At 66.5% G+C, this 18,334-nt stretch carries 19 protein-coding genes; 7 read left to right on the top strand and 12 right to left on the bottom strand.

Annotation, left to right across the window (positions count from 1 at the left end; translation table 11 throughout):
- Window positions 1-273: 273 nt before the first annotated feature.
- Window positions 274-1,536 carry a tRNA-dihydrouridine synthase family protein gene (locus NCW75_13480; GenBank protein ID UYV12297.1) on the bottom strand — a complete coding sequence of 421 codons (1,263 nt, stop codon included), beginning with the start codon at window positions 1,534-1,536 and terminating at the stop codon, window positions 274-276.
- 47 nt (window positions 1,537-1,583) lie between these two features.
- On the opposite strand from NCW75_13480, the gene NCW75_13475 reads away from it, so the two are divergent.
- Together NCW75_13475 and NCW75_13470 are read left to right on the top strand one after the other, a co-directional pair.
- Window positions 1,584-2,027: a hypothetical protein gene (locus NCW75_13475; GenBank protein ID UYV12296.1), complete on the top strand. Its 444-nt coding sequence runs from the start codon at window positions 1,584-1,586 to the stop codon at window positions 2,025-2,027.
- Between the two features lie 29 nt (window positions 2,028-2,056).
- Complete coding sequence (locus tag NCW75_13470; protein UYV12295.1) at window positions 2,057-2,794, top strand: PIG-L family deacetylase; 738 nt, start codon at window positions 2,057-2,059, stop codon at window positions 2,792-2,794.
- Here NCW75_13470 and NCW75_13465 read toward each other — a convergent pair.
- Together NCW75_13465 and NCW75_13460 are read right to left on the bottom strand one after the other, a co-directional pair.
- The gene (locus NCW75_13465) at window positions 2,791-3,096 is read right to left on the bottom strand and encodes a hypothetical protein (GenBank protein UYV12294.1); all 306 of its coding nucleotides are present in this window, start codon (window positions 3,094-3,096) and stop codon (window positions 2,791-2,793) included. The genes NCW75_13470 and NCW75_13465 overlap by 4 nt on opposite strands.
- Window positions 3,097-3,144: 48 nt before the next feature.
- Complete coding sequence (locus NCW75_13460) at window positions 3,145-4,536, bottom strand: 3-deoxy-7-phosphoheptulonate synthase (GenBank protein UYV12293.1); 1,392 nt, start codon at window positions 4,534-4,536, stop codon at window positions 3,145-3,147.
- A 234-nt stretch (window positions 4,537-4,770) separates the two neighbouring features.
- Here NCW75_13460 and NCW75_13455 point away from each other — a divergent pair, with 234 nt between their 5' ends.
- Both NCW75_13455 and NCW75_13450 read left to right on the top strand, forming a co-directional pair.
- On the top strand, window positions 4,771-5,592 hold the full coding sequence (locus tag NCW75_13455; GenBank protein ID UYV12292.1) for a histone H1-like repetitive region-containing protein: 822 nt from the start codon (window positions 4,771-4,773) through the stop codon (window positions 5,590-5,592).
- 206 nt (window positions 5,593-5,798) lie between these two features.
- A complete protein-coding gene (locus NCW75_13450) occupies window positions 5,799-6,347 on the top strand; it encodes a carboxymuconolactone decarboxylase family protein (protein ID UYV12291.1) in 549 nt (182 codons plus the stop codon).
- 104 nt (window positions 6,348-6,451) lie between these two features.
- On the opposite strand, the gene NCW75_13445 is transcribed toward NCW75_13450, so the two are convergent.
- Window positions 6,452-6,688, bottom strand: coding sequence for a hypothetical protein (locus NCW75_13445; GenBank protein ID UYV12290.1), 237 nt, complete (start codon window positions 6,686-6,688; stop codon window positions 6,452-6,454).
- Window positions 6,689-6,815: 127 nt separating this feature from the next.
- Between NCW75_13445 and NCW75_13440 the strand changes: the two genes are divergently transcribed.
- Window positions 6,816-7,787 carry a site-specific DNA-methyltransferase gene (locus NCW75_13440; protein ID UYV12289.1) on the top strand — a complete coding sequence of 324 codons (972 nt, stop codon included), beginning with the start codon at window positions 6,816-6,818 and terminating at the stop codon, window positions 7,785-7,787.
- Window positions 7,788-7,790: 3 nt separating this feature from the next.
- On the opposite strand, the gene NCW75_13435 is transcribed toward NCW75_13440, so the two are convergent.
- Both NCW75_13435 and rpsU read right to left on the bottom strand, forming a co-directional pair.
- On the bottom strand, window positions 7,791-8,066 hold the full coding sequence (locus tag NCW75_13435) for a hypothetical protein (protein ID UYV12288.1): 276 nt from the start codon (window positions 8,064-8,066) through the stop codon (window positions 7,791-7,793).
- Window positions 8,067-8,097: 31 nt separating this feature from the next.
- Window positions 8,098-8,307: a 30S ribosomal protein S21 gene (rpsU, locus tag NCW75_13430; protein ID UYV12287.1), complete on the bottom strand. Its 210-nt coding sequence runs from the start codon at window positions 8,305-8,307 to the stop codon at window positions 8,098-8,100.
- Between the two features lie 115 nt (window positions 8,308-8,422).
- On the opposite strand from rpsU, the gene NCW75_13425 reads away from it, so the two are divergent.
- Both NCW75_13425 and NCW75_13420 read left to right on the top strand, forming a co-directional pair.
- Window positions 8,423-9,070, top strand: coding sequence for a cyclase family protein (locus tag NCW75_13425; GenBank protein UYV12286.1), 648 nt, complete (start codon window positions 8,423-8,425; stop codon window positions 9,068-9,070).
- A gap of 52 nt (window positions 9,071-9,122) precedes the next feature.
- A complete protein-coding gene (locus NCW75_13420; protein ID UYV12285.1) occupies window positions 9,123-11,576 on the top strand; it encodes a hypothetical protein in 2,454 nt (817 codons plus the stop codon).
- A gap of 12 nt (window positions 11,577-11,588) precedes the next feature.
- On the opposite strand, the gene NCW75_13415 is transcribed toward NCW75_13420, so the two are convergent.
- From NCW75_13415 to NCW75_13390, 6 genes are all read right to left on the bottom strand, one after another.
- On the bottom strand, window positions 11,589-12,068 hold the full coding sequence (locus NCW75_13415) for a hypothetical protein (protein UYV12284.1): 480 nt from the start codon (window positions 12,066-12,068) through the stop codon (window positions 11,589-11,591).
- A gap of 37 nt (window positions 12,069-12,105) precedes the next feature.
- A complete protein-coding gene (gene lysS / locus NCW75_13410) occupies window positions 12,106-13,722 on the bottom strand; it encodes a lysine--tRNA ligase (protein UYV12283.1) in 1,617 nt (538 codons plus the stop codon).
- Between the two features lie 25 nt (window positions 13,723-13,747).
- On the bottom strand, window positions 13,748-14,581 hold the full coding sequence (locus tag NCW75_13405) for a hypothetical protein (protein UYV12282.1): 834 nt from the start codon (window positions 14,579-14,581) through the stop codon (window positions 13,748-13,750).
- A 122-nt stretch (window positions 14,582-14,703) separates the two neighbouring features.
- Window positions 14,704-15,270 (bottom strand): pantetheine-phosphate adenylyltransferase, encoded by a 567-nt coding sequence (gene coaD, locus NCW75_13400; GenBank protein UYV12281.1) that lies wholly within the window; start codon window positions 15,268-15,270, stop codon window positions 14,704-14,706.
- A gap of 322 nt (window positions 15,271-15,592) precedes the next feature.
- Complete coding sequence (locus NCW75_13395; GenBank protein ID UYV12280.1) at window positions 15,593-16,900, bottom strand: hypothetical protein; 1,308 nt, start codon at window positions 16,898-16,900, stop codon at window positions 15,593-15,595.
- A 275-nt stretch (window positions 16,901-17,175) separates the two neighbouring features.
- Window positions 17,176-18,327 carry a Nif3-like dinuclear metal center hexameric protein gene (locus NCW75_13390; protein ID UYV12279.1) on the bottom strand — a complete coding sequence of 384 codons (1,152 nt, stop codon included), beginning with the start codon at window positions 18,325-18,327 and terminating at the stop codon, window positions 17,176-17,178.
- Between the last annotated feature and the right edge of the window lie 7 nt (window positions 18,328-18,334).

Below are 18,334 nucleotides of genomic sequence, written 5' to 3'. Positions count from 1 at the left end.
CTCGGAAAGCAGTCGAACTTGCTCCGAAGACAATTTGCCCGAAAGTTCGGCTTCCCGCAATTCTGCCAATGCCCGAAAAATATCGCCAGCATTTGGCTGACGGCGCGGGATACCCCTCATCGCCCAAAAGGCGAGTGAACTCGGCCAATTATCAGATCGCAAGTGTCCCATTGGTTTCTCTCTGGCGACATCTATCGACACCTACGCAGTATATGTCCAGTGGTTCAGATTTTATTGCAAACAATACCCAAACGCCATGTAATCGTGTGTTATCTAGCCATACCACTCCCCCAACACCCCCCGCCAATCCTCCAACCCCTTCACCCCAATAAACCGTTTCCGCACCTCATCCCTTGCCGGGTGGTGATGGGCGAAGCGGATGGCGAACTTGCGCATGGTCTTGCCGGTGTGGTGTTCGGGGTCGCGGGTGTGGGCGTTGACTCGTAGGGCTAGTTCGAAGTGGTCCTCGAGCACTTGTCGCTGCTCGGCGATGGTGGGGGGGCGCGGCTCCTCGCCGGCCATCATGGCGCGGGCCTGGCGGAAGATCCAGGGGTTGCCGATGCAGCCGCGGGCGACGCTGACGCCCGACACGCCGGTGTAGCCGATCATGCGGAAGATGTCGTCGACCTTCCAGATGTCGCCCGAGCCGAAGACAACCCGGCCGGGGCGCTGTTTCACGATGTCGCGGAGCAGGTCCCACCGGCTGGGGCCGACGTACTTCTGCTGCACGGTGCGGGCGTGCACGGTGGCCCAGGCGTAGCCCAGGTCATATGCGGCGTCGAAGATGCGCATGAAGTTGCGAGCCATCTCGGGCGTGTCGTCGAAGCTGCGGCGGATCTTGAGCGTAAGCGCCATGCTCTCGGGCAACGCGTCGCGGACGGCTTTCAGGATTTCGATGGCGCCCTCGGGCTCGGCCAGCCAGTGGCCCCCGCGGGCCTTCTTGGCGATCTTCTTGACCGGGCAGGCGAGGTTGATGTCGATCGAAGCGAAGCTTCGGTGGGAGGGCACGGAGGCACGGAGGCACGAAGGCACGGAGGGATCGGAACCCACTTCGTGCCTGGGTGCCTCCGTGCCTTCGTGCCTCTCGGCCATCTGTCGATACTCCTTCGCCCGCCGGCTGCCTTGTTCGACCATCTTGATCGCCGCCGCGGCCATCTCGCCGGGGTCGCTGCCCATGATCTGGCCGACGAGGGGGTGGTCGTCCTCGCCTCCGGGCACGTTGTCGTGCAGCTCGCCCAGGTCGGCCTTGGCGAAGCCCCGCCCGCCGGCCAGCAGGGTGCGGTCGAGCAGGGCCTCGGTGACGCAAAGCGGGCAGCCGTGGCGGCGGGCGATGATCCGCATGGCCGCGTCGGAGTAGCCCGCCAGGCCGGCCTGGTAGAAGGGGGCGTCCATGCCCGGGATGGTCGCGGGCAGGTGAGGATGGACGCCGTCCTTGCCGATCTGGCAGGCGATGGCGCGCGCGTCGAGGCCCTCGCCGCCGGGGGCGATACCCGGGGCGGGCTCGGTGGCGTTGCGTGAGGCGGTCTCGCAGGACATCGGACAAGGGTAGTGGACGCGGGGGCGTGGCGGGGGCACCATTGGCGATGCGTCGTGGTGCTGCCATCGTGTTTTCGGGGTTGTTCTGGGGTGTGGGGCTGGCCGTGCAGACCGGCTGCGCGTCGACGGGCGAGCTCGACAGTGGGCCGCGATACCCCCAGGCCAGCCAACGCGTCGAGACGCTCGACATCCACGCGTTCCGATCGGGCACACGCCTGCAACTGACCAACACCACGGGCCACAGCTTCGGCCCGGGCATGCTCTGGCTCAACGGCCGCTACGGGTACGCCATCGAAGGGCTCGACATCGGCGAGACGATTCGCGTACCGCTGGGCGACTTCGTCGATGAGCAGGGCCGCCGGTTCGGCGCGGGCGGGTTCTTTGCGGCCGAGCCGCCGGAGCTTCTGGCGCTGGTGGAGCTGACGGTGGAGCACGCCGAGGGTGAGCAGCCGACGAAGTACGGGCTGATCGCGGTGGGGCAGCGGCGGTAATCGCGAGCGCCGGGCCGTACCCTGAGCCCATGGCCAACATCCTCGTCGTCGGACCGCATCCTGATGATCAAGAGCTCGGCATGGGCGGGGCGATCGCCAAGCTGGCCGAGCAGGGGCACGACGTGCTGCTGCTCGACGTGACCAACGGCGAGCCCACGCCGTATGGCGATCCGCAGACGAGGGCCGAGGAGGCGAAGAAGGCCGCCGAGATCCTGTCGCCCGATCCGAAGCAGTTTCCCAACGCCAAGCCGGTGAAGCGGGTGCTGCTGGGGCTGCCCAATAGGTTCGTGGAGCACACGATCGAGAGCCGGCACAAGATCGCCGGCGTGATCCGGGCGCACCAGGCGAGCATCGTCTTCACGCCGTTCTTCGAGGATGCGCACCCGGACCACCGGGCCGTGACGCGGATCGTCGAGGATGCGCGGTTCGACGCGAAGCTGACGGGCGTCGACATGCCGGTGCCCGAGGGTATGGAGGCTGGCGAGCCGATCTATCCCAAGTGGCTGTTCTACTACTACGCCACGCACCTGCGGTGGGTGGCCAACCCGAGCTTCGTGCTGGATGTGACTGGGTACGTGGAGCGCAAGATCGAATCGATCCGGGCGTACCACACGCAGTTCGTGCTGCCGGAGAAGAATCGGAAGATCGTGGATTGGGTCGAGGCGTCGGCGACGTATTTTGGGAGTCGGATTGGGGTTAAGGCGGGGGAGGGGTTCTTTACGAGGGAGCCGGTGGGGCTTGGTGGGCTCGACGGGCTGGTAGGCTAGAGATAGTCCTCAGCATTAATCGTCTTCGGCCCATCGCTCCCCGCCGTGCGCTCGTAGTAACCGTCGCCCTTCTTCTCGAACTTCGTGAAGCCGAGCTCGCCCAGGCGTTTGTTGCTCAGCTGGGTCTTGTTGAGGTCGCTCCACTTGCCGGCGATGGCGGGAGCGCTGATGGCGCGGCGGCAGGGCTTGCCCGTCTCGGGGTGCTCGGTCAGCGGCTCGTCGGCCATGCGCTGGACGTACTCGAAGGTCTCGCCCGTGGGCTCGCCCTTCTTGTCGAGGATCTCGTAGTCGTAGGTCGGCATGGACAATTGTACGTTGGAACGGTCGCTCGCGTTCTGTTCAGGGGTCGGTCAGGAGTCCGAGCTCATGGCCCCCGACAGAATAAACGCCAGCTCCAACGCCTGGGCGTAGTTCAGGCGTGGGTCGCAGGCGGTGGCGTAGTTCTCGGACAGTCGCTCCTGCGTCACACCCGAAGCGCCGCCGATGACCTCGGTCACGTCGTGGCCGGTGACCTCGACGTGGACGCCGCCCAGCACGGTGCCGGCCTGGGCGTGGGCGGCCATGGTGCTGCGAAGCTCGGCCACGATGGCGTCGAAGCTGCGGGTCTTGTGGCCGTTGTCGGTCAGGTGGCCGTTGCCGTGCATGGGGTCGCACAGCCAGACGGCGGGCTCGCCCGACTTTTCCACAGCCTGCAAGATCGGTGGCAGGGCGTCGACCTTCGTCGCGCCCATGCGTGAGATGAGCACGATCTTGCCCGGCTCGCGCTTGGGGTTGAGCGTGCGCAGCAGGGCGACGGCGTCCTGGGGATCGATGCCCGGGCCGACCTTCACGCCCACGGGGTTGGCGATACCGCGGAAGAACTCGACGTGGGCGCCATCCAAAGCGCGGGTGCGCTCGCCGATCCACGGCAGGTGGGTAGTGAGGCAGTAGTGGCCGTCGCGGCGTGGCACCTTGCGGGTCTGAGCGCTCTCGTACTCGAGGTTGAGCCCCTCGTGGCTGGCGAAGAAGTCGACGCGGTTGAGTTCTTGCATCGAGCCCGCGCCGATGAGTTCGGCGAAGCGGATGGCGCTGCGGACTTCCTGGCTCATGCGCTGGTAGCGCTCGCGCAGGTCATCGGTCAGCTGGGCGTTGGTCAGGAAGCGCAGGTCCCACTGCTCGGCGTGGTGCAGGTCGGCGAAGCCGCCCGTCGCCAGCGAGCGGATGAAGTTGAGCGTCATGGCGGCGTGGTGGTAGCCCGCGAGCATCAGGTCGGGGTCGGGCCGGCGGGCGCCCGGGGCGAACTCGGCCTTGTTCACCAGATCGCCGAAGTAGCTGGGCAGCTCGCAGGGCTGGCCGTCGATGGTCTTGGTCTCGGTGGGCTTGGAGCGCGGCTTCGCGTACTGGCCGGCCAGGCGGCCGATGCGGACGACCGGCTTCTGCGATCCGTGGATGAGCACGAGGCTCATCTGGAGCAGGATCTTGAGCGTGGCGGTGATGGTGGCCGGGCTGCACTCGTCGAGGGTCTCGGCGCAGTCGCCGCCGTGGATGATGAGGCGCTTGCCGACCTGGGCCTCGGCCAGGCTGGCTTTGAGGCTCTCGATCTCCCACGAGGTAACCAGCGGGGGCAGGTCGGCCAGGCGCCGCACGGCACGCTCGAGGGCGGCGGGGTCGTCGTAGGCGACGGTTTGGGCGCGCGGGCGGGCCTGCCAGCTTGTGGGTGTCCAGGGCGATTCGACGGAAGTTTGGGCGGTGGAGTTGGGCACGGGCGGCTTTCTTCGCGCGATTTTTGCGCATTGGGGAGAGTTTTTCTATTTTTCGTCGGATTCGCTGAATGGCATGGGGAGATGCGTCGATGCAACCTGCGTTCGGGGTTATCCGCCACTGACGGCGACCGGACGAGATGGACCCAGGCCGCACAAACCATATCGCCCGGCTCAGCAGGACCGAATCGGACCTCCCGGGAACAACAACGCCGCGGCCTCATTGGAGACTCAGGAATGCCCAGGACGACGACGACCCGCCGACGCGGGACCAAGACCGCCAGCCGCACCCACGCGGCCCGCACAGCCCCCAAGCGCCGCACCCGCACGACCGGGAGCACCACCGCCACCAAACGCAAGACCACCAAGCCGAGCACCCGGAAGACCACCGGCAGCAAGGCGACCGGGCGGAAGACCACGGCGCGCAAGACCACCGCCAAGCGGATAACGACCCGCAAGACCGGAACCACGGCCAAGCGCAAGACCGGCACCACCGCCAAGCGCTCGACCACCGGCCGCAAGACGACCGCCCGCAAGACCACTGGTCGCAAGACAACCGCTCGCAAGACCGGCACGGCCGCCAAGCGGACAACGACCCGCAAGCCCAGCGCGCGGAAGACCACGGCGCGCAAGACCGGAACAACCGCGAAGCGCACGACAACCCGCAAGACCAGCGCACGCAAGACCGCGGCCCGCACCACCGCCAGTCGCAAGACCACAGCCAAGCGGACTCCTGCGAAGCGGACCACCGCCCGCAAGACCACGGCGCGCAAGACCGGCACCGCCGCGAAGCGCACGACCGCCAAGCGGGCAACCACCCGCAAGCCGGCCGCTCGCAAGACCACGGCCAAGCGGACCACGGCCCGCAAGACCACCGGTCGCAAGACCACGGCCAAGCGCACGCCCGCGAAGCGGACCGCCGCCAAGCGCAGCACCGCTCGCAAGACCGCGGCCCGCAAGCCGAGCACCCGCAAGAGCCCGGCCCGCCGCGCGACCTCGACGACCCGCAGCCTGACGCTGCGCACGGGTCGCTCGACCAGCCGCCGCCGCGCCGCCTGATTTACTCGATCCCCTGACCGCGCCACGGATGGCACGGTCCTGCTGCTCATACCGGCCCCGATTTGGGGCTGGTTTTTATTTGGGTTCGGAAGAATTTATATGTAGATACAAGAATATGTGTTTGGCGGCTTGGGTTGGCTTTGGAGCAAGAACAGCAAACCCTGCATGGGAACGCACGACACACACCAGCTTGAAGGAGACCGAAAATGCCACGCCTGAACACGATCGACCCCGCCAACGCCACCGGCAAGGCCAAGGAGCTCTTCGACGGCCCGCTCAAGGGCAAGCACCTCAACATCTTCAAGGGCATGGCCAACTCGCCGGCCGGTCTCCAGGCCTACTTGGGCATGTCCGGGGCTCTGGCCGAGGGCTCACTGTCCGGGGCCGAGCGAGAGATCATCGCCCTGGTGACCGCCCAACAGAACGACTGCGACTACTGCCTGGCGGCCCATACGCACATCGGCAAGGGTGCCGGGCTGAGTGAGGCCCAGACGGTCGAGGCCCGCCGCGGCGAGATGGGCGACGAGAAATACAACGCCCTGACGACATTCACCAAGGCCCTGCTCGACAAGAAGGGGTTTGCCGACGAGGGCGACCTGAAGGCCTTTAAGGGCGCCGGATACGACGACGGCGACGTGGTGGAGGTCATCGCCAGCGTGGCGCTGAACTTCTTCACGAACTACTTCAACCATGTGAACGGGACGGACGTGGACCTGCCCACGCCACCGGCACTGGAAACCGCCGGCGCCCGATGACCAGGATCTGACGAGCCCCTCGCGCGAGCGAGGGGAATGGATGTGAATACCAATGCGAAGTCCCCTCGCTCGCGCGAGGGATTCGTTTTGCGCTCGTGTATTGTTCAGCCCCGGCTCAGGCGATTGGCACGGTGCAAGGCCAGAGCCGCGAGCGCCATCGCAGGCAGGGCTACCAGCGCGAGCACAGCCCAGATGGCGCCGGGCGACGGATGGCGCACGACCAGCCCACCCGCGGCCATCAGGCATGCGGCGGCCACGATGCACAGCCCACCCAATCGGGCGGCGCGGACAGCCGGGCTGCACCATAGCCCGGCGGCGTTCTTACGCTGGTTGTGCAGCACGGGAGCCTCTCTCTACAAGCCTCTGCGCGCCCGACAAACGACAGTCAGGCGGAGGAATCTATCAGCCGAACCACGACGAATCCAGCACCAAAGTGGCGCGATGCGCTCGGGTGCGGTACAGTGGATCGTGCCAGCCGCAACCACACCCAAGCCGAAGACGAAGCCCAAGTCGAAGCTGCCCAAGCCCTTGCGCCCGAAGGGCAAGCAGTTGCCTGACTGCCGCGTGTATGTTGGCGATTGCCGGGAACTCTTGCCCAACATTCCCGAGTGCGCCAGGAGCCAGGTCGACCTTGTGTTCGCCGACCCGCCCTTCAACTGGGCCCGCGGCTACGACAAGTGGGACGACTCGATGCCCGACGAGGAGTACTGCAACGTGACGCAGAGCTTCGGGCCGCCGGGCGAGGTGACGGCGTTCACGCAGCGTTGGATCGACTTGTGCATCGAGGCCCTCACGCCCACGGGCAGCCTGTGGATCAACATCCCCGACGATTGGGCGGCCGAGATCGTGGTGCATCTGAAGCGGCGCGGGCTGCACATGGTCAACTGGTGCGTGTGGCATTATCGCTTCGGGCAGAACACCACGGGCCGGTTCATCAACAGCAAGGTGCACGCGTTGTACTTCTGCAAGGACCCGCGCAACCGCACCTGGAACGCCGGGGCCGTGCTCGAACCGAGTGATCGGGCGAGCACGTACTTCGACCCGCGCACCATGGACAAGAAGGACGGCATGCCCGCGGGCATGCGCGTGCCGATGGACGTGTGGTACGGGCAGTACTGGGGGCGCATCCAGGGCAACAACCTCGAACGGCGGGGCAAGCACGACAACCAGTTGCCCGAGCTGTACCTGTCCAGGGTGGTCCAGTGCTCCAGCAACGAGGGCGACCTGGTGCTCGACCCCTTCACCGGCAGCGGCACGACAGCCGTGGCGGCGACGGCGCTGGGCCGGCGGTACGTGGGGTGCGAGTACTCGCCCGACATGGCCAGGAGCGCCATCGAGCGGGTGAGCAACGGCCCGGTGCGCGACCTGCGGGCACCGGCGCAGGCGACGGCGATCTTTAAGCCGCGGAAGCGGCGGATGGCGACAGAGAAAGAGGCTTGAGGCTTAGCGCGACACCTGGCCCGCGAGCGTGGCCAAGGCCGTCAGATCCTGGGCATCGACGATGCGGTCGATCTGCGGCTCGGGAACGCCCTTCTGCTTGAGCGCGGCGCGGGCGCTGTTCCACAGGCGTTTGATCGGCGCTTGCTTGCCCTCGGCCGTGGCGATGTAGAGCTCGGACACAACGTCACCTAGACGCGTCTCGACAATAGCGTCCTTGTTCGCGTAGTAGCGGTTGACGATGCGTTGCTGGTTGTGGGAGAGGTCTGGGCGCTTGGCCATAATCAACTCAAGCTCTGCCAGCCCAAACGGCTCAATCCTTGTTGCGACGCGGCGGTGCTAGCTCGCGGATGCGCTTGTTGACGGCCTTCCGGGCGGCGCGGCGGCGGCGCTCGCTGGGCTTCTCGAAGAACTCCCGGCGCTTGATGTCCTTCGTCAGCCCCTCTTTTTCGCAGAGCTTCTTGAAGCGCTTCATCATCTGTTCGACGGATTCGCCGCCGCGAGACTTGATGCGGATCGCCATAAGAACGTGAACCTCCATCCCTCGGTCCGCGGCCCATTCCACCAGGCCGCCAAGATCGGGAACCTGAAGGGTTGGTGCCGGGCCCGAGCAAGTCAAGCCGGCGTAGCCTCAGCCCATGCTGGTCGACATCTCACCGCCCCTCTCGCCCGCCACGGCCGTCTTCCCCGGCGACACCGCGCTCTCCCGCACGGTGCTCATGGACACGGCCCGGGGCGACCACCTGACGCTGAGCACCCTCACAAGCACCGTGCATGTGGGGTCTCACGCCGACGCCGAGAGCCACTACAAGCCGGGCGGACGGCCGATCGACCAGCACCCGATCGAGTTGTACTTGGGGCCCTGCGTAGTCGCGCCGGTGCGGGCCGAGCCGGGCAAGCGGTTCGGCGTTGACGCGATTGACGAGAAATGGCTCGAGGCTGTGGCGGGCCTGACCGACCACGGCCAGCCCGGTAGGCTGCTGCTGGCGACGGGCACCGGGGGCAATCCCAAGATATTCCCGAGCGATCTGTCCGCCCCGGAGCCCGGATGCATCGACGCCCTGGTCGCGCGGGGCGTTCGACTGTTGGGGGTGGATACCCCGAGTGTGGATCTTGCTGATGCGAAGGAGCTCGTCGGCCACGCCGCGTGTGCGCGAGGCGGCGTATCGATCATCGAGGGGTTGGTGCTCGACGACGTAGAGCCGGGCATCTGGGAATTGATCGCGCTGCCGCTGAGGCTGGTTGGTTTTGATGCCAGCCCCGTGCGTGCGGTGCTGCGGCGATAATCACCGATACCACGTCCTGATCGACAGTGTGCCAAGGAAGAAGGAGCGAGGCATGCCCCATCGTGAACCCCCGGTTTGTGAAACGCTCGAGCCCCGCATGCTGCTGAGCGTGAACTTCACGATCGACTACACCTTTGATGCCAACGGCTTTTTTGACGACCCGGTTCGGCGCGAGGTGATCGAGGCGGCTGCCGACTATCTGGGCTCGCTGCTGGACGACTCGTTGAACGCCATCACCCCCGGAGGCGGCAACGAGTGGAGCATCCGATTCACCGACCCGGCCACGGGCATGGCTGCCGAAGTCGACGACCCGACCATCGATCAGGACGAGTTGCTGCTGTTCGTGGGCGGCCGTGATCTGAGCGGCGACACGCTGGGCCTGGGCGGTGCGGGCGGATTCCAGGCCAGCGGCAGCAGCGCGTTCGTGCTGAATATCGAGGGACGCGGCCAGAGTGGCGCCACCGGGCCAGAGGCGGGCCAGAGCGACACCAGCCTCTGGGGCGGCAGCATCGTCTTCGATGCCGACACCAACTGGCACTTCGGCACCACCACCAGCGGCCTAGCGGGCAACGAGCACGACTTCTACTCCGTCGCGCTGCACGAGATGGTGCACGTGCTCGGGTTCACCGACGGCTCGCCCGCGTTTGCCAACCTCATCTCGCCCAGCGGCGAGTTCATGGGCGCCGCGGCGATGGCCGTGAGCAGCGACACGCAGCTCGACACCGACGACTTGGCCCACTGGCGCGAGGGTCTCGCCAGCGCGGGACAGGAAACCGCGATGGACCCGACCTTCTCGCGTGGCACGCGCAAACTACTCACGCCGCTCGATTTCGCCGCTCTCGAGGACATCGGGTGGGAGGTCAACGTGATGCGGTGGCCGGGTCGTGGCGCGTCGATCTCGCTGAGCCCGTTCACGGGCGGGGGTGTCGCATCGGGGAGCGCATCGCCGGCCAACCCCGGCTTGCACTGGGTCGACGTTTCCGATGCGGGCCTGCTGGACTTCCGCATCACCGCCGACCAGCCCGTGACGCTGCGGCTGTGGGATTCGCAGGGCCTGGTGATCGACGAGGTCTCGGCCGCCGACACCATCACGGGGCTTGGCCTCTCGGCGACCGATCAGTTCTACACCATCGAAGTCATCAGCTCATCGGCGGCGACGTACGACATGGCGGTCAGCAGCGGGGGGTTCGACGAAGTCGCGTACTACCCCGAGGGCTTCGCCTCGGTTGATATCGACCAGACGGTCTACGTCTCCAACCCCACCGACAGCGCCCAACTGTTCACCCTCACGCTGCGGTACGAGCGCGAGGGCCTCGGCCGGGACGGCGACGCGGTCGTTGTCGATCGCGTCATCGAGCCGGGCACGAACGTCGCTATCGACCTCGCGCGCGGCGGCACGTTCGCGACCGATGAGGCGACCGGGCGGCAGATCCTCGCGTCCGAGCCCTATGCCATCGTGCTCAGCTCGACCGCGCCGCTGAGCGCCACGCTCGAGCACGCCGACGTGTTCGGCGGCGAGCGCATCACCACGGCCGAGGGCTTTACGGCCATCACGAGCACGACGTGGTACCTGCCCCGCGTCGAGAAGGCGGCGGGCACGTCCGACTTCCTGGTCTTCTACAACCCGAACTCGCACGACGTGCGGGTATCGGTCTTGCTGAGGTCGCTGAGCGGGCAGATCCGGCTCACGCAAACGGTGCGCGGCGAGGCGCGCGGCGGGCTGAGCATCGGCGACATCGGGGCCCTTGCCGATGGGGCGTACGGCATCGTTCTCACGAGCGAAGCGGTGCTGCCCGCCGACCAGGCCGATCACGACGGCGTGGTGGCCGCGGTGAGCCACTACGACGGAACGGCCGGCGTGGGCTGGACGGCGCTCGGCAGCGTGGCCGCCCAGAGTGCCTCCCAGGTCGTGCCGCTGGCCGACCTGCCGGGCTCGACGACCGAGGTGCTCATCTTCAACCCCGAATCGTCCACGGCCGTGCTCAGCTTCGAGCGCACGACCAGCACGGGCACCGAGACGCTGGCCGATCGCTTCGCGCCCCCGGGGGTCGCCACCGTCATCACCGTGCCCAACGGGCTGGGGTACAGCTACTCGGTCAGCGGCGGCTCGGCCGTGGTCCAGTTCGTGCAGCGCACGAGCACCGAGACCACCAGCGGCAGCACGCCCACGATCGCGTCGCGCAGCCTTGGGTTCTCGCTGGGAACGTTCGACCCCGCGGATAGTGATTCGGTCCTGCGGCTGGGCATCTACAACACGTCGGCCAGCAACGCGACCGTGACGGTGCGGTTCGTGTTCCTGAGCGGGGCGGAGGTCCAACAGATCGTGACGGTGGACGGCCGGGGCTTCCGCTCCCTGCAGATCGACACCCTCACCGCCGTGCGCGCGCGCATCGGCGATGGGCCGCTGGCGGTGTTCCTCGATTCGAGCACGCCGATCACCGGCGTGCTGGCGGCGCTTGATGGTGAGCTTGGCTGGGCGAGTGGCGGGATGTTGTTGCCGGCGTGAGGCGTGTGGCAGCTAGTCGAATTCCCAGTACTCAGGCTTCCATTCGTGACGCGCGACGAGGACCCAGTGGCACTTCGCATCGATGACCCAGGTTCCTTCGCCCCAAAACATGCTGTCTACGACTGTCTTCATGCGCGTGCGCAGCGCCATTGGGCCTCCGACATCTTCTCTGAGCATCGTTGAATCCGGAATCAACAAGACGTCGCAATCAGTGGGAATTCGATGCATCGAGACCACTTCGCCGATGCGTTCGGTTAGTCCATCATGATCCCAACGATCGCGTAGGGCTTGCTTAGGCATGTGTTCCCACACGCTTTCGAGAGCAACACGAATGTTGATCGTGGGCGGATTTGCCCGAGCACGACCACAGAGCATCCAGGCAATAGATTCGAGTTCTGCAGTAGCCACCGATTCACACCAGGGTAGCGGATAACCTACGCCATCGAGAAATTCTGCCTCAACGGATGAACGGTCGTCGCGCAGTCGCGTCAACCACTCGACACTCCTCCAAGGGTAATAGCGCACGTTCTTATGCTTCCGGCCGCATGAACGGGAACGGGATCACCTCCCGCAAGCTCGCCCCACCAGTCAACAACATCGCGAGGCGATCAATGCCCAATCCAATCCCACCCGCCGGCGGCATGCCCACGCGCAGGGCGCGCAGGAAGTCCTCGTCGAGCGTGCGGAAGGTGTCGTCGTCGGACTTCGCGCCCTCGAGCTGCTGGCGGAACTTGGCCTCTTGCACGTGCGGGTCGTTCAGCTCGGTGTACGCCGGGCCGATCTCCATGCCGGCAATAAACAGGTCCCACCGGCCGGCCAGCTCGGGGTGGTCATCGAGCGGGCGTGTGAGCGGGCTGGTCGCGCTGGGGTAGTGCAGCACGAAGGTCGGGCGGGTGGTGTCGATGAGTTCTTCGGCCTTGTCCTCGAACAAACGATCGACCAGCAGCCAGTGGTCGGTGGTCTTCGCGTCGTCGTAGCCGGCGTCGACGGCCGCCGTGCGCACGGCGGCTTCGTCGAACATCGAGCAGCCCACGGCCTGCTCGAACAGGTCGCCGTACTTGACCTGCACGAACGGGTCGGCGTAGTTGATCTCCATGCCTTCCCACGGCATGGCCTTCGTCGTCGCGTCGGGGTACAGGCCCTTGTACGCCGGGTCGATGCACACCATCTCGGCCAGGCGGCGCACCATGCTCTCGGCCAGCTCGAGCATCGTGTGGGCGTCGCCGAAGGCCTGGTAGGCTTCCATCGAGGTGAACTCGGGGTTGTGCCGGCGGCTGAGGCCCTCGTTCCTGAAGTTGCGGCTCATCTCGAACACGCGGGGCATGCCGGCGACGAGCAGGCGCTTGAGGTACAGCTCGGGCGCGATGCGCAGCGACAGGTCCATGTCCAGCGCGTTCAGGTGCGTCACGAACGGCTTGGCCGCCGCGCCGCCGGCCTGCGCTTGCAGCACGGGCGTCTCGACCTCGGCGAAGCCCCGCTCTTCCATGAAGGCGCGCACGTCGCGTACGATCTTGCCGCGCAGCACGAGCCTTGCCATGGCCTCGGGGTTGCTCCAGAGGTCGACGTAGCGCCGGCGGAAGCGGGCCTCGGGGTCGCTCAGGCCGGCGTGCTTCTCGGGCGGGGGCTCGATGGACTTGGCGCCGGCCCGAAGGTAGCTCGCCCAGACGGTCAGCTCGCCCGCGCGCGTCTTCATCAGCGGGCCCTCGGCCACGATGATGTCGGCCAGGTCGGTGTGCTTGGCCAGGTTGAAGCCGGCCTCGGCGCAGTCGCGCTTGCTGACGGCCACTTGCAGGTCGCCCGTCGAGTCGCGCAGGTTCAGCCAGACGAGCTTGCCGTTGTCGCGGTGCAATACGACCCGGCCGGCCACGCGCACGCGTGTGCGGTTGTCCTGGGCTGGCGGCACGTCGGCGTTCGGATCTTCCTTGAGCTTCGCCTTGCGCTCGGCCTCGGCGGCCTGGTGGGCGGCGTCGGCACCGGCATCGTACAACTCGTGCGTGCTGGCCAGCGTTACCAGCCCGTCCTCGCGCACGCCGTAGGGCTTCAGGCCGAGCTTGGCCACGGCGTCGCGGTTGGTTAATCGCTGGCGCACGAACTCGTTGTCGGCGTTGGGCTGCGTCGGGGTCTGGTCGGTGGCGGTATCGCTCATGAGCCAAGACTGTAGGGGAAGCGGCTCAGCCGGGGCCTTGGCCATCGCGTTCGGCGGCCATCGCCGGGCTCTGGGCCCGCACGCGTCGCAGGTCCTTGTCGCCGCCGCCCTCGCCGGGCTCGTCCAGCGTGGTCATGCACCAGAATTCGAGGCGGGCGCCCACCGGCCGCATCGCGATCATCCGCACGCGGCGGCCATCACCAAGAGACTGCGAGGCGTTCTCGATGAGCGGGGCCTTGCCCTCGAGCGCGAGGAAGATGGCCTCGGTCTCGGGGAGCGTCAGCAGCGCGGGCGGCACGTACTCCTCCCGGTTCCGGCGGAGGTAGTCGAGGAACACGCCCGCGGGCAGGGTCAGGCGGCCCACGCTCACGGTGCGGGCGGGCAGCCACAGCGCGCCATCGGGGTCGATGATCGGCTCGACCACAGCCGATACGTAGCGCACGCCATCGGGCATGCGCACGCGCAGGCCGATGGCGATCGCGCCGTCCATGAACTCGACCTGGACTTGCTCGAGCTCTTGCGGCCAGCCGACGAGTTCCCACTGCGAGGCCACCCAGTCGCGCATCGTCGTGTTGAGCCAGGCATTCGAGTCGTTGGCGCTGATCCACATGTGCCAGCGTTCTCTGCCCGGCTCGCGCCGCTGGTAGAGCGCGTTCCACAGGCCGTTCTCGATGGCGACGGCGGTCTGTTCGGTGCGGGGGTCTTCGGTCTTGACGGTCCGCCACCACGCGGGGGCCTGCTCGACCAGCGAGTACGCAACGACCACCGCCAGCGTGAGCATCGCGACGAGCGAGAGGGCGCCAATGACCAGCCATCGGCGGAGACCGCTTATTCTCAAGCTGCTGGGCCGGTCGGGCATCGTTGGTGAATGGTCGGTCGCGCCACGGCCCCGATCAAGCGGGGAGCCCGACCATCTGCCTTGCGCGGCCCTGGAGCGCGCCAGGGCAGACAGATTCCCCCAATGCCAGAATCGGGCCTGCCTCAGCCCTCGCCATTGGCCGGGTCGTGGTCGGCCCGCAGGCGTGCCAGCAGTGGGTCGTCACGCTTGGCCCACATGGCCTCGATCACCGCCTCGGGCACCATGCTCCGCAGCACGTCGGGGTCCTTGCCCATCGCGGCGATCTGCTTGATCAGGCTGCTGCTGATGTATGCGAAGCTCTCGCCCGACACCATAAAGGCCGTCTCGAGCCCCGCGAGCTGCCGGTTGGTCACCGCCTGTTGGACTTCATACTGGAGGTCCGACAGGTTCCGCACGCCCCGCAGCAGGGCGGCCGCACCCTTCGAGACGGCGAAGTCGACGGTGAGCCCCGTGAACACCTCGACGCGCACCGGCCCGTGCTGGGGCTCGTTGGCGCATAACTCCTCGACCAGGTCCCGGGCCATGCCCGCACGCTCCTCGGCGGTGAAGAGTTGGGGCTTGCTCGGGTTGTTCCCGATGGCGACGATCAGCTCGTCGAACAGCGTCCGGCCGCGGCGGATGACGTCGAGGTGCCCGAAAGTTATCGGATCAAACGAGCCCGGGTAGATCGCGACGTGGGGGCCTGGCATCGGCCATCGTACCAGAACCGCCCGCCGCCGGCACCGACTGGACGGGTCGTGCCGCTCGTGGACCCGCCCAGCCGATCAAACAAGGCTGACAAGGCTTGGCAAACTACGTCGTGCAATGGACATTTCTGGTGTTCGGCCATCGGCCTTTGGCCGTGCCCAGCCGAAACCCGGGCCCGTGTGGGCCCCCGGCTGGGCAGCAGTGGCCGCATCCCCCTGCACCGGCCCCGCGTCGTGGTGATCACGGCGCGGGGCTGTTTCTTGTCGACCAGCCCCAGAACACCACCTTGATCGGGGACAAACCCACCTTCACGGTTTCGGCTGCTTACTTTGTTGCTTCCTGGATGAATTCTTCAACGCTATCAGCACGAGCCTGATCTCCCTGCGAAGCCAGGACAACGGCGAGCGCACGCCAGTTCTCGGTATTGTCTGGTTCCATCCTGACGGCAAACGACGCGAAACGAAACGCGTCTTCGCTATCTCCGGCTTCCAACGCCTGGGTCGATGCAAGGGTGAACGTTCCGGGGTGATACACGCCCTCCGCGATAGCCTGCCGCGCGTCCGCCAACCCAGCCTGGTACTCCCCCCGCCCGAATCGAAATCGCGCACGCACTGGAATGAACTCCGCAGTACCACTCTCGATCGCCTCGTCCAGCAGTTCCATCGCTCGCTCACGATCACCACCGAATCCCGGCGGGGCCAGTTCGAGCGAGTATACGAGATAGAGACGCGCCGCTAACAGCGACGGATCGAGCCTGAGTGCGGCCTCCATCGCGGTCAGCGTCCGGGTCGAGAGCGACCACCGTTTCATGGGAGATTGCTCTGCGTCCATCAACCCGATCCCGATCATTCCGGCTTGCAAGTGGTGCAGCGCGTGCTCCGAATCCAGCTCGATCGCTCGATTGATCACCCGATTTGCCGCGGCCAAGTCTCCGGACCGCATGAGGTAACGGGCATGTACGTTGAGCAACGCCGCGTCCTCAGAAGCCGGGTCGATCTGCTCGGCGCGTACCAACTCCTCGCCGATCCGGGGCCACGCGGACAGGTACTGCTCATCGGTAACCGATGTCGCCTGCTTGAATACCCGAAACGATGTTGAAGGGGACAGATCCGCGAGCGACGCGACCCCGAGTCGATCCGCATCGGTCTCAGCCGGGTCGATAGCCATCTTCGGAGTATCGGCTTGTGATGATGCCTTCATGGTCGGCATCGACCAGAGCACAACAGCAACGACGACGCCCATGGCAACAGATCCGGCAAGCAGCCCGGAAGCCAGGATCCATCGCTTCTTCACGTGCAGCGACTCCTGCGACTTCACGATGAGGACCGTGGGACAGATAGCCGCCCCAACCAATATCACGATTCCGAACGTTTCGAGCGCCGCTCGCAGCGTGCTGAGCGAATCGGGAATCGGCATGGCATGGGTGCGCAGATAGATCTGGTGCCAGAGCCAGAATGCCGCCAGCATGTAGATCGAGATGCGTTCGCTAGCCGAACGTGGTGGCGACCCGATCGCTTGGACGCACGCGAGCAGGCCCATGAACATAAGGAGAAAGCTGAAGTCGGAGTTGATCGCAAGGACGCCCCACCGGATCATGCCGGGAACCCCGTCGAGCCCGGCATCCCACTGCATGTGCGTTGGGAGGTAGAGGTGGTACGCGCCCATCATCGCCGTGGCGATGCCCGTGGCAAAGAACCCAGCTCGTGCTGTGTACGTGATCGCAGAGCCCATTGATGTTCCCTTCGTCTTCTGTTGGGCAGAACAACGTGAGCCTGGCTATCAAAAAACTGTTCGCTAGAAACCCCCACGGGCTCAATGAGTCCGTCCATGTGATTGCTTGGATTCGGGAGCGGTCGATTCCGCCGATGTTTGAATACGCTCGGTAGTAGGTGGCTGGTGACCAGACCTCACATCCACGTAAACGGCGTCCGATCCCGCGTCGACACCACGCACTCGATCTCGGGCATCAGATCGACCAGCCGGTCACGCAGGCGTGGGAGGTAGCCGCGCTCGGTGTTGGTGTGGCCGGCCAGCAGCACGCCGCAGTCTTTTCGAAGGAGTTCGAGGGCCTCGTGGTGGGTCATCTCGCCGGTGACGAACAGCTCGCAGCCCGAGGCCAGGGCCGCGGGGCGCAGCGACGCGCCCGCGCCGGGGATGACGCCCACCGTTCGCACGGGCTTGTTTACATCGCCGTCGACGGCCGCCACCTTGACGGCCGGGATGCCCAGGAAGGTCTTCAGCCGGTCGGCGATCTCGGCGGGTGTGGCGGGGCGGTCGAGCACCAATCGCCTGCCCGCACCGGCGTGGCGCACGGGTTCGGGGAGTAGTTCGTACAGGTCGACCGCGGGCTCTTCATAAGGGTGGAACTGCCGGAGGGTCTCCATCGCGATGGGCAAGGCGGCCTTCGAGCAGACCATTTCTAATCTCAGCTCTTCGACACGCTCGAGCTGGCCGATCTCGCCGACGACGGGGTTGGCCTCGTCCTCGGCGAAGAAGGTTCCCTTGCCTTCAACGCCAAACGAGCAGGCGGTATAGGCCCCGATGATGCCGGCGCCGGCGCTGGCCAGGGCGTTGCGAACCTGGTCGGCGTCCTTGTGGGGCACGAAGGTGACGATCTTGATCTCGCGGCTGCCCGGCCGCTCCAGGTGGGGGGTCAAGGCTCGGACGTCGCCGGCGATGCTGCCCTCGGTCTTCGAGCCGCTGATGGCCTCGCACAGCCAGTCGGTCATGCCGCCGGGTGCCGCATCGAGGCTGCTGTGGGGGCTCACCACCGCCATGCCCGTCCTCACGGCCTGCAGCAGCATCGCGCCCATGGCCGTGTCGTCGGTCAGGCTCTTGATGGGGTGGAAGATGGGCGGGTGGTACGCCAGGATGGCCGACGCGCCCGCGGCCTTGGCCTCTTCGAGCACGCCGGGGGCCAGGTCGATGGTCAGCAGCACCGGCCCCGAGAGGGCCTGCGTGCGCGAGCCGACGATGAGGCCGACGTTGTCCCAGCTTCCGGCGTAGCGGAGGGGTGCGAAGGACTCCAGAGCGTTGAGCAGGTCGCCGACGTGTGCCATAGCCGAT

The organism is Phycisphaera sp., assembly GCA_025916675.1.
Lineage (GTDB): Bacteria > Planctomycetota > Phycisphaerae > Phycisphaerales > UBA1924 > JAHCJI01.
This window is presented reverse-complemented; position numbering and strand designations above follow the sequence as displayed.

Excerpts from the sequence above, each read along its gene's own strand:
- NCW75_13480 (UYV12297.1), bottom strand. The coding sequence starts at position 1,536 with ATGTCCTGCGAGACCGCCTCACGCAACGCCACCGAGCCCGCCCCGGGT.
- NCW75_13475 (UYV12296.1), top strand. The coding sequence starts at position 1,584 with ATGCGTCGTGGTGCTGCCATCGTGTTTTCGGGGTTGTTCTGGGGTGTG.
- NCW75_13470 (UYV12295.1), top strand. The coding sequence starts at position 2,057 with ATGGCCAACATCCTCGTCGTCGGACCGCATCCTGATGATCAAGAGCTC.
- NCW75_13465 (UYV12294.1), bottom strand. The coding sequence starts at position 3,096 with ATGCCGACCTACGACTACGAGATCCTCGACAAGAAGGGCGAGCCCACG.
- NCW75_13455 (UYV12292.1), top strand. The coding sequence starts at position 4,771 with ATGCCCAGGACGACGACGACCCGCCGACGCGGGACCAAGACCGCCAGC.
- NCW75_13450 (UYV12291.1), top strand. The coding sequence starts at position 5,799 with ATGCCACGCCTGAACACGATCGACCCCGCCAACGCCACCGGCAAGGCC.
- NCW75_13435 (UYV12288.1), bottom strand. The coding sequence starts at position 8,066 with ATGGCCAAGCGCCCAGACCTCTCCCACAACCAGCAACGCATCGTCAAC.
- rpsU (UYV12287.1), bottom strand. The coding sequence starts at position 8,307 with ATGGCGATCCGCATCAAGTCTCGCGGCGGCGAATCCGTCGAACAGATG.
- NCW75_13425 (UYV12286.1), top strand. The coding sequence starts at position 8,423 with ATGCTGGTCGACATCTCACCGCCCCTCTCGCCCGCCACGGCCGTCTTC.
- NCW75_13420 (UYV12285.1), top strand. The coding sequence starts at position 9,123 with ATGCCCCATCGTGAACCCCCGGTTTGTGAAACGCTCGAGCCCCGCATG.
- lysS (UYV12283.1), bottom strand. The coding sequence starts at position 13,722 with ATGAGCGATACCGCCACCGACCAGACCCCGACGCAGCCCAACGCCGAC.
- NCW75_13405 (UYV12282.1), bottom strand. The coding sequence starts at position 14,581 with ATGCCCGACCGGCCCAGCAGCTTGAGAATAAGCGGTCTCCGCCGATGG.
- coaD (UYV12281.1), bottom strand. The coding sequence starts at position 15,270 with ATGCCAGGCCCCCACGTCGCGATCTACCCGGGCTCGTTTGATCCGATA.
- NCW75_13395 (UYV12280.1), bottom strand. The coding sequence starts at position 16,900 with ATGCAGTGGGATGCCGGGCTCGACGGGGTTCCCGGCATGATCCGGTGG.
- NCW75_13390 (UYV12279.1), bottom strand. The coding sequence starts at position 18,327 with ATGGCACACGTCGGCGACCTGCTCAACGCTCTGGAGTCCTTCGCACCC.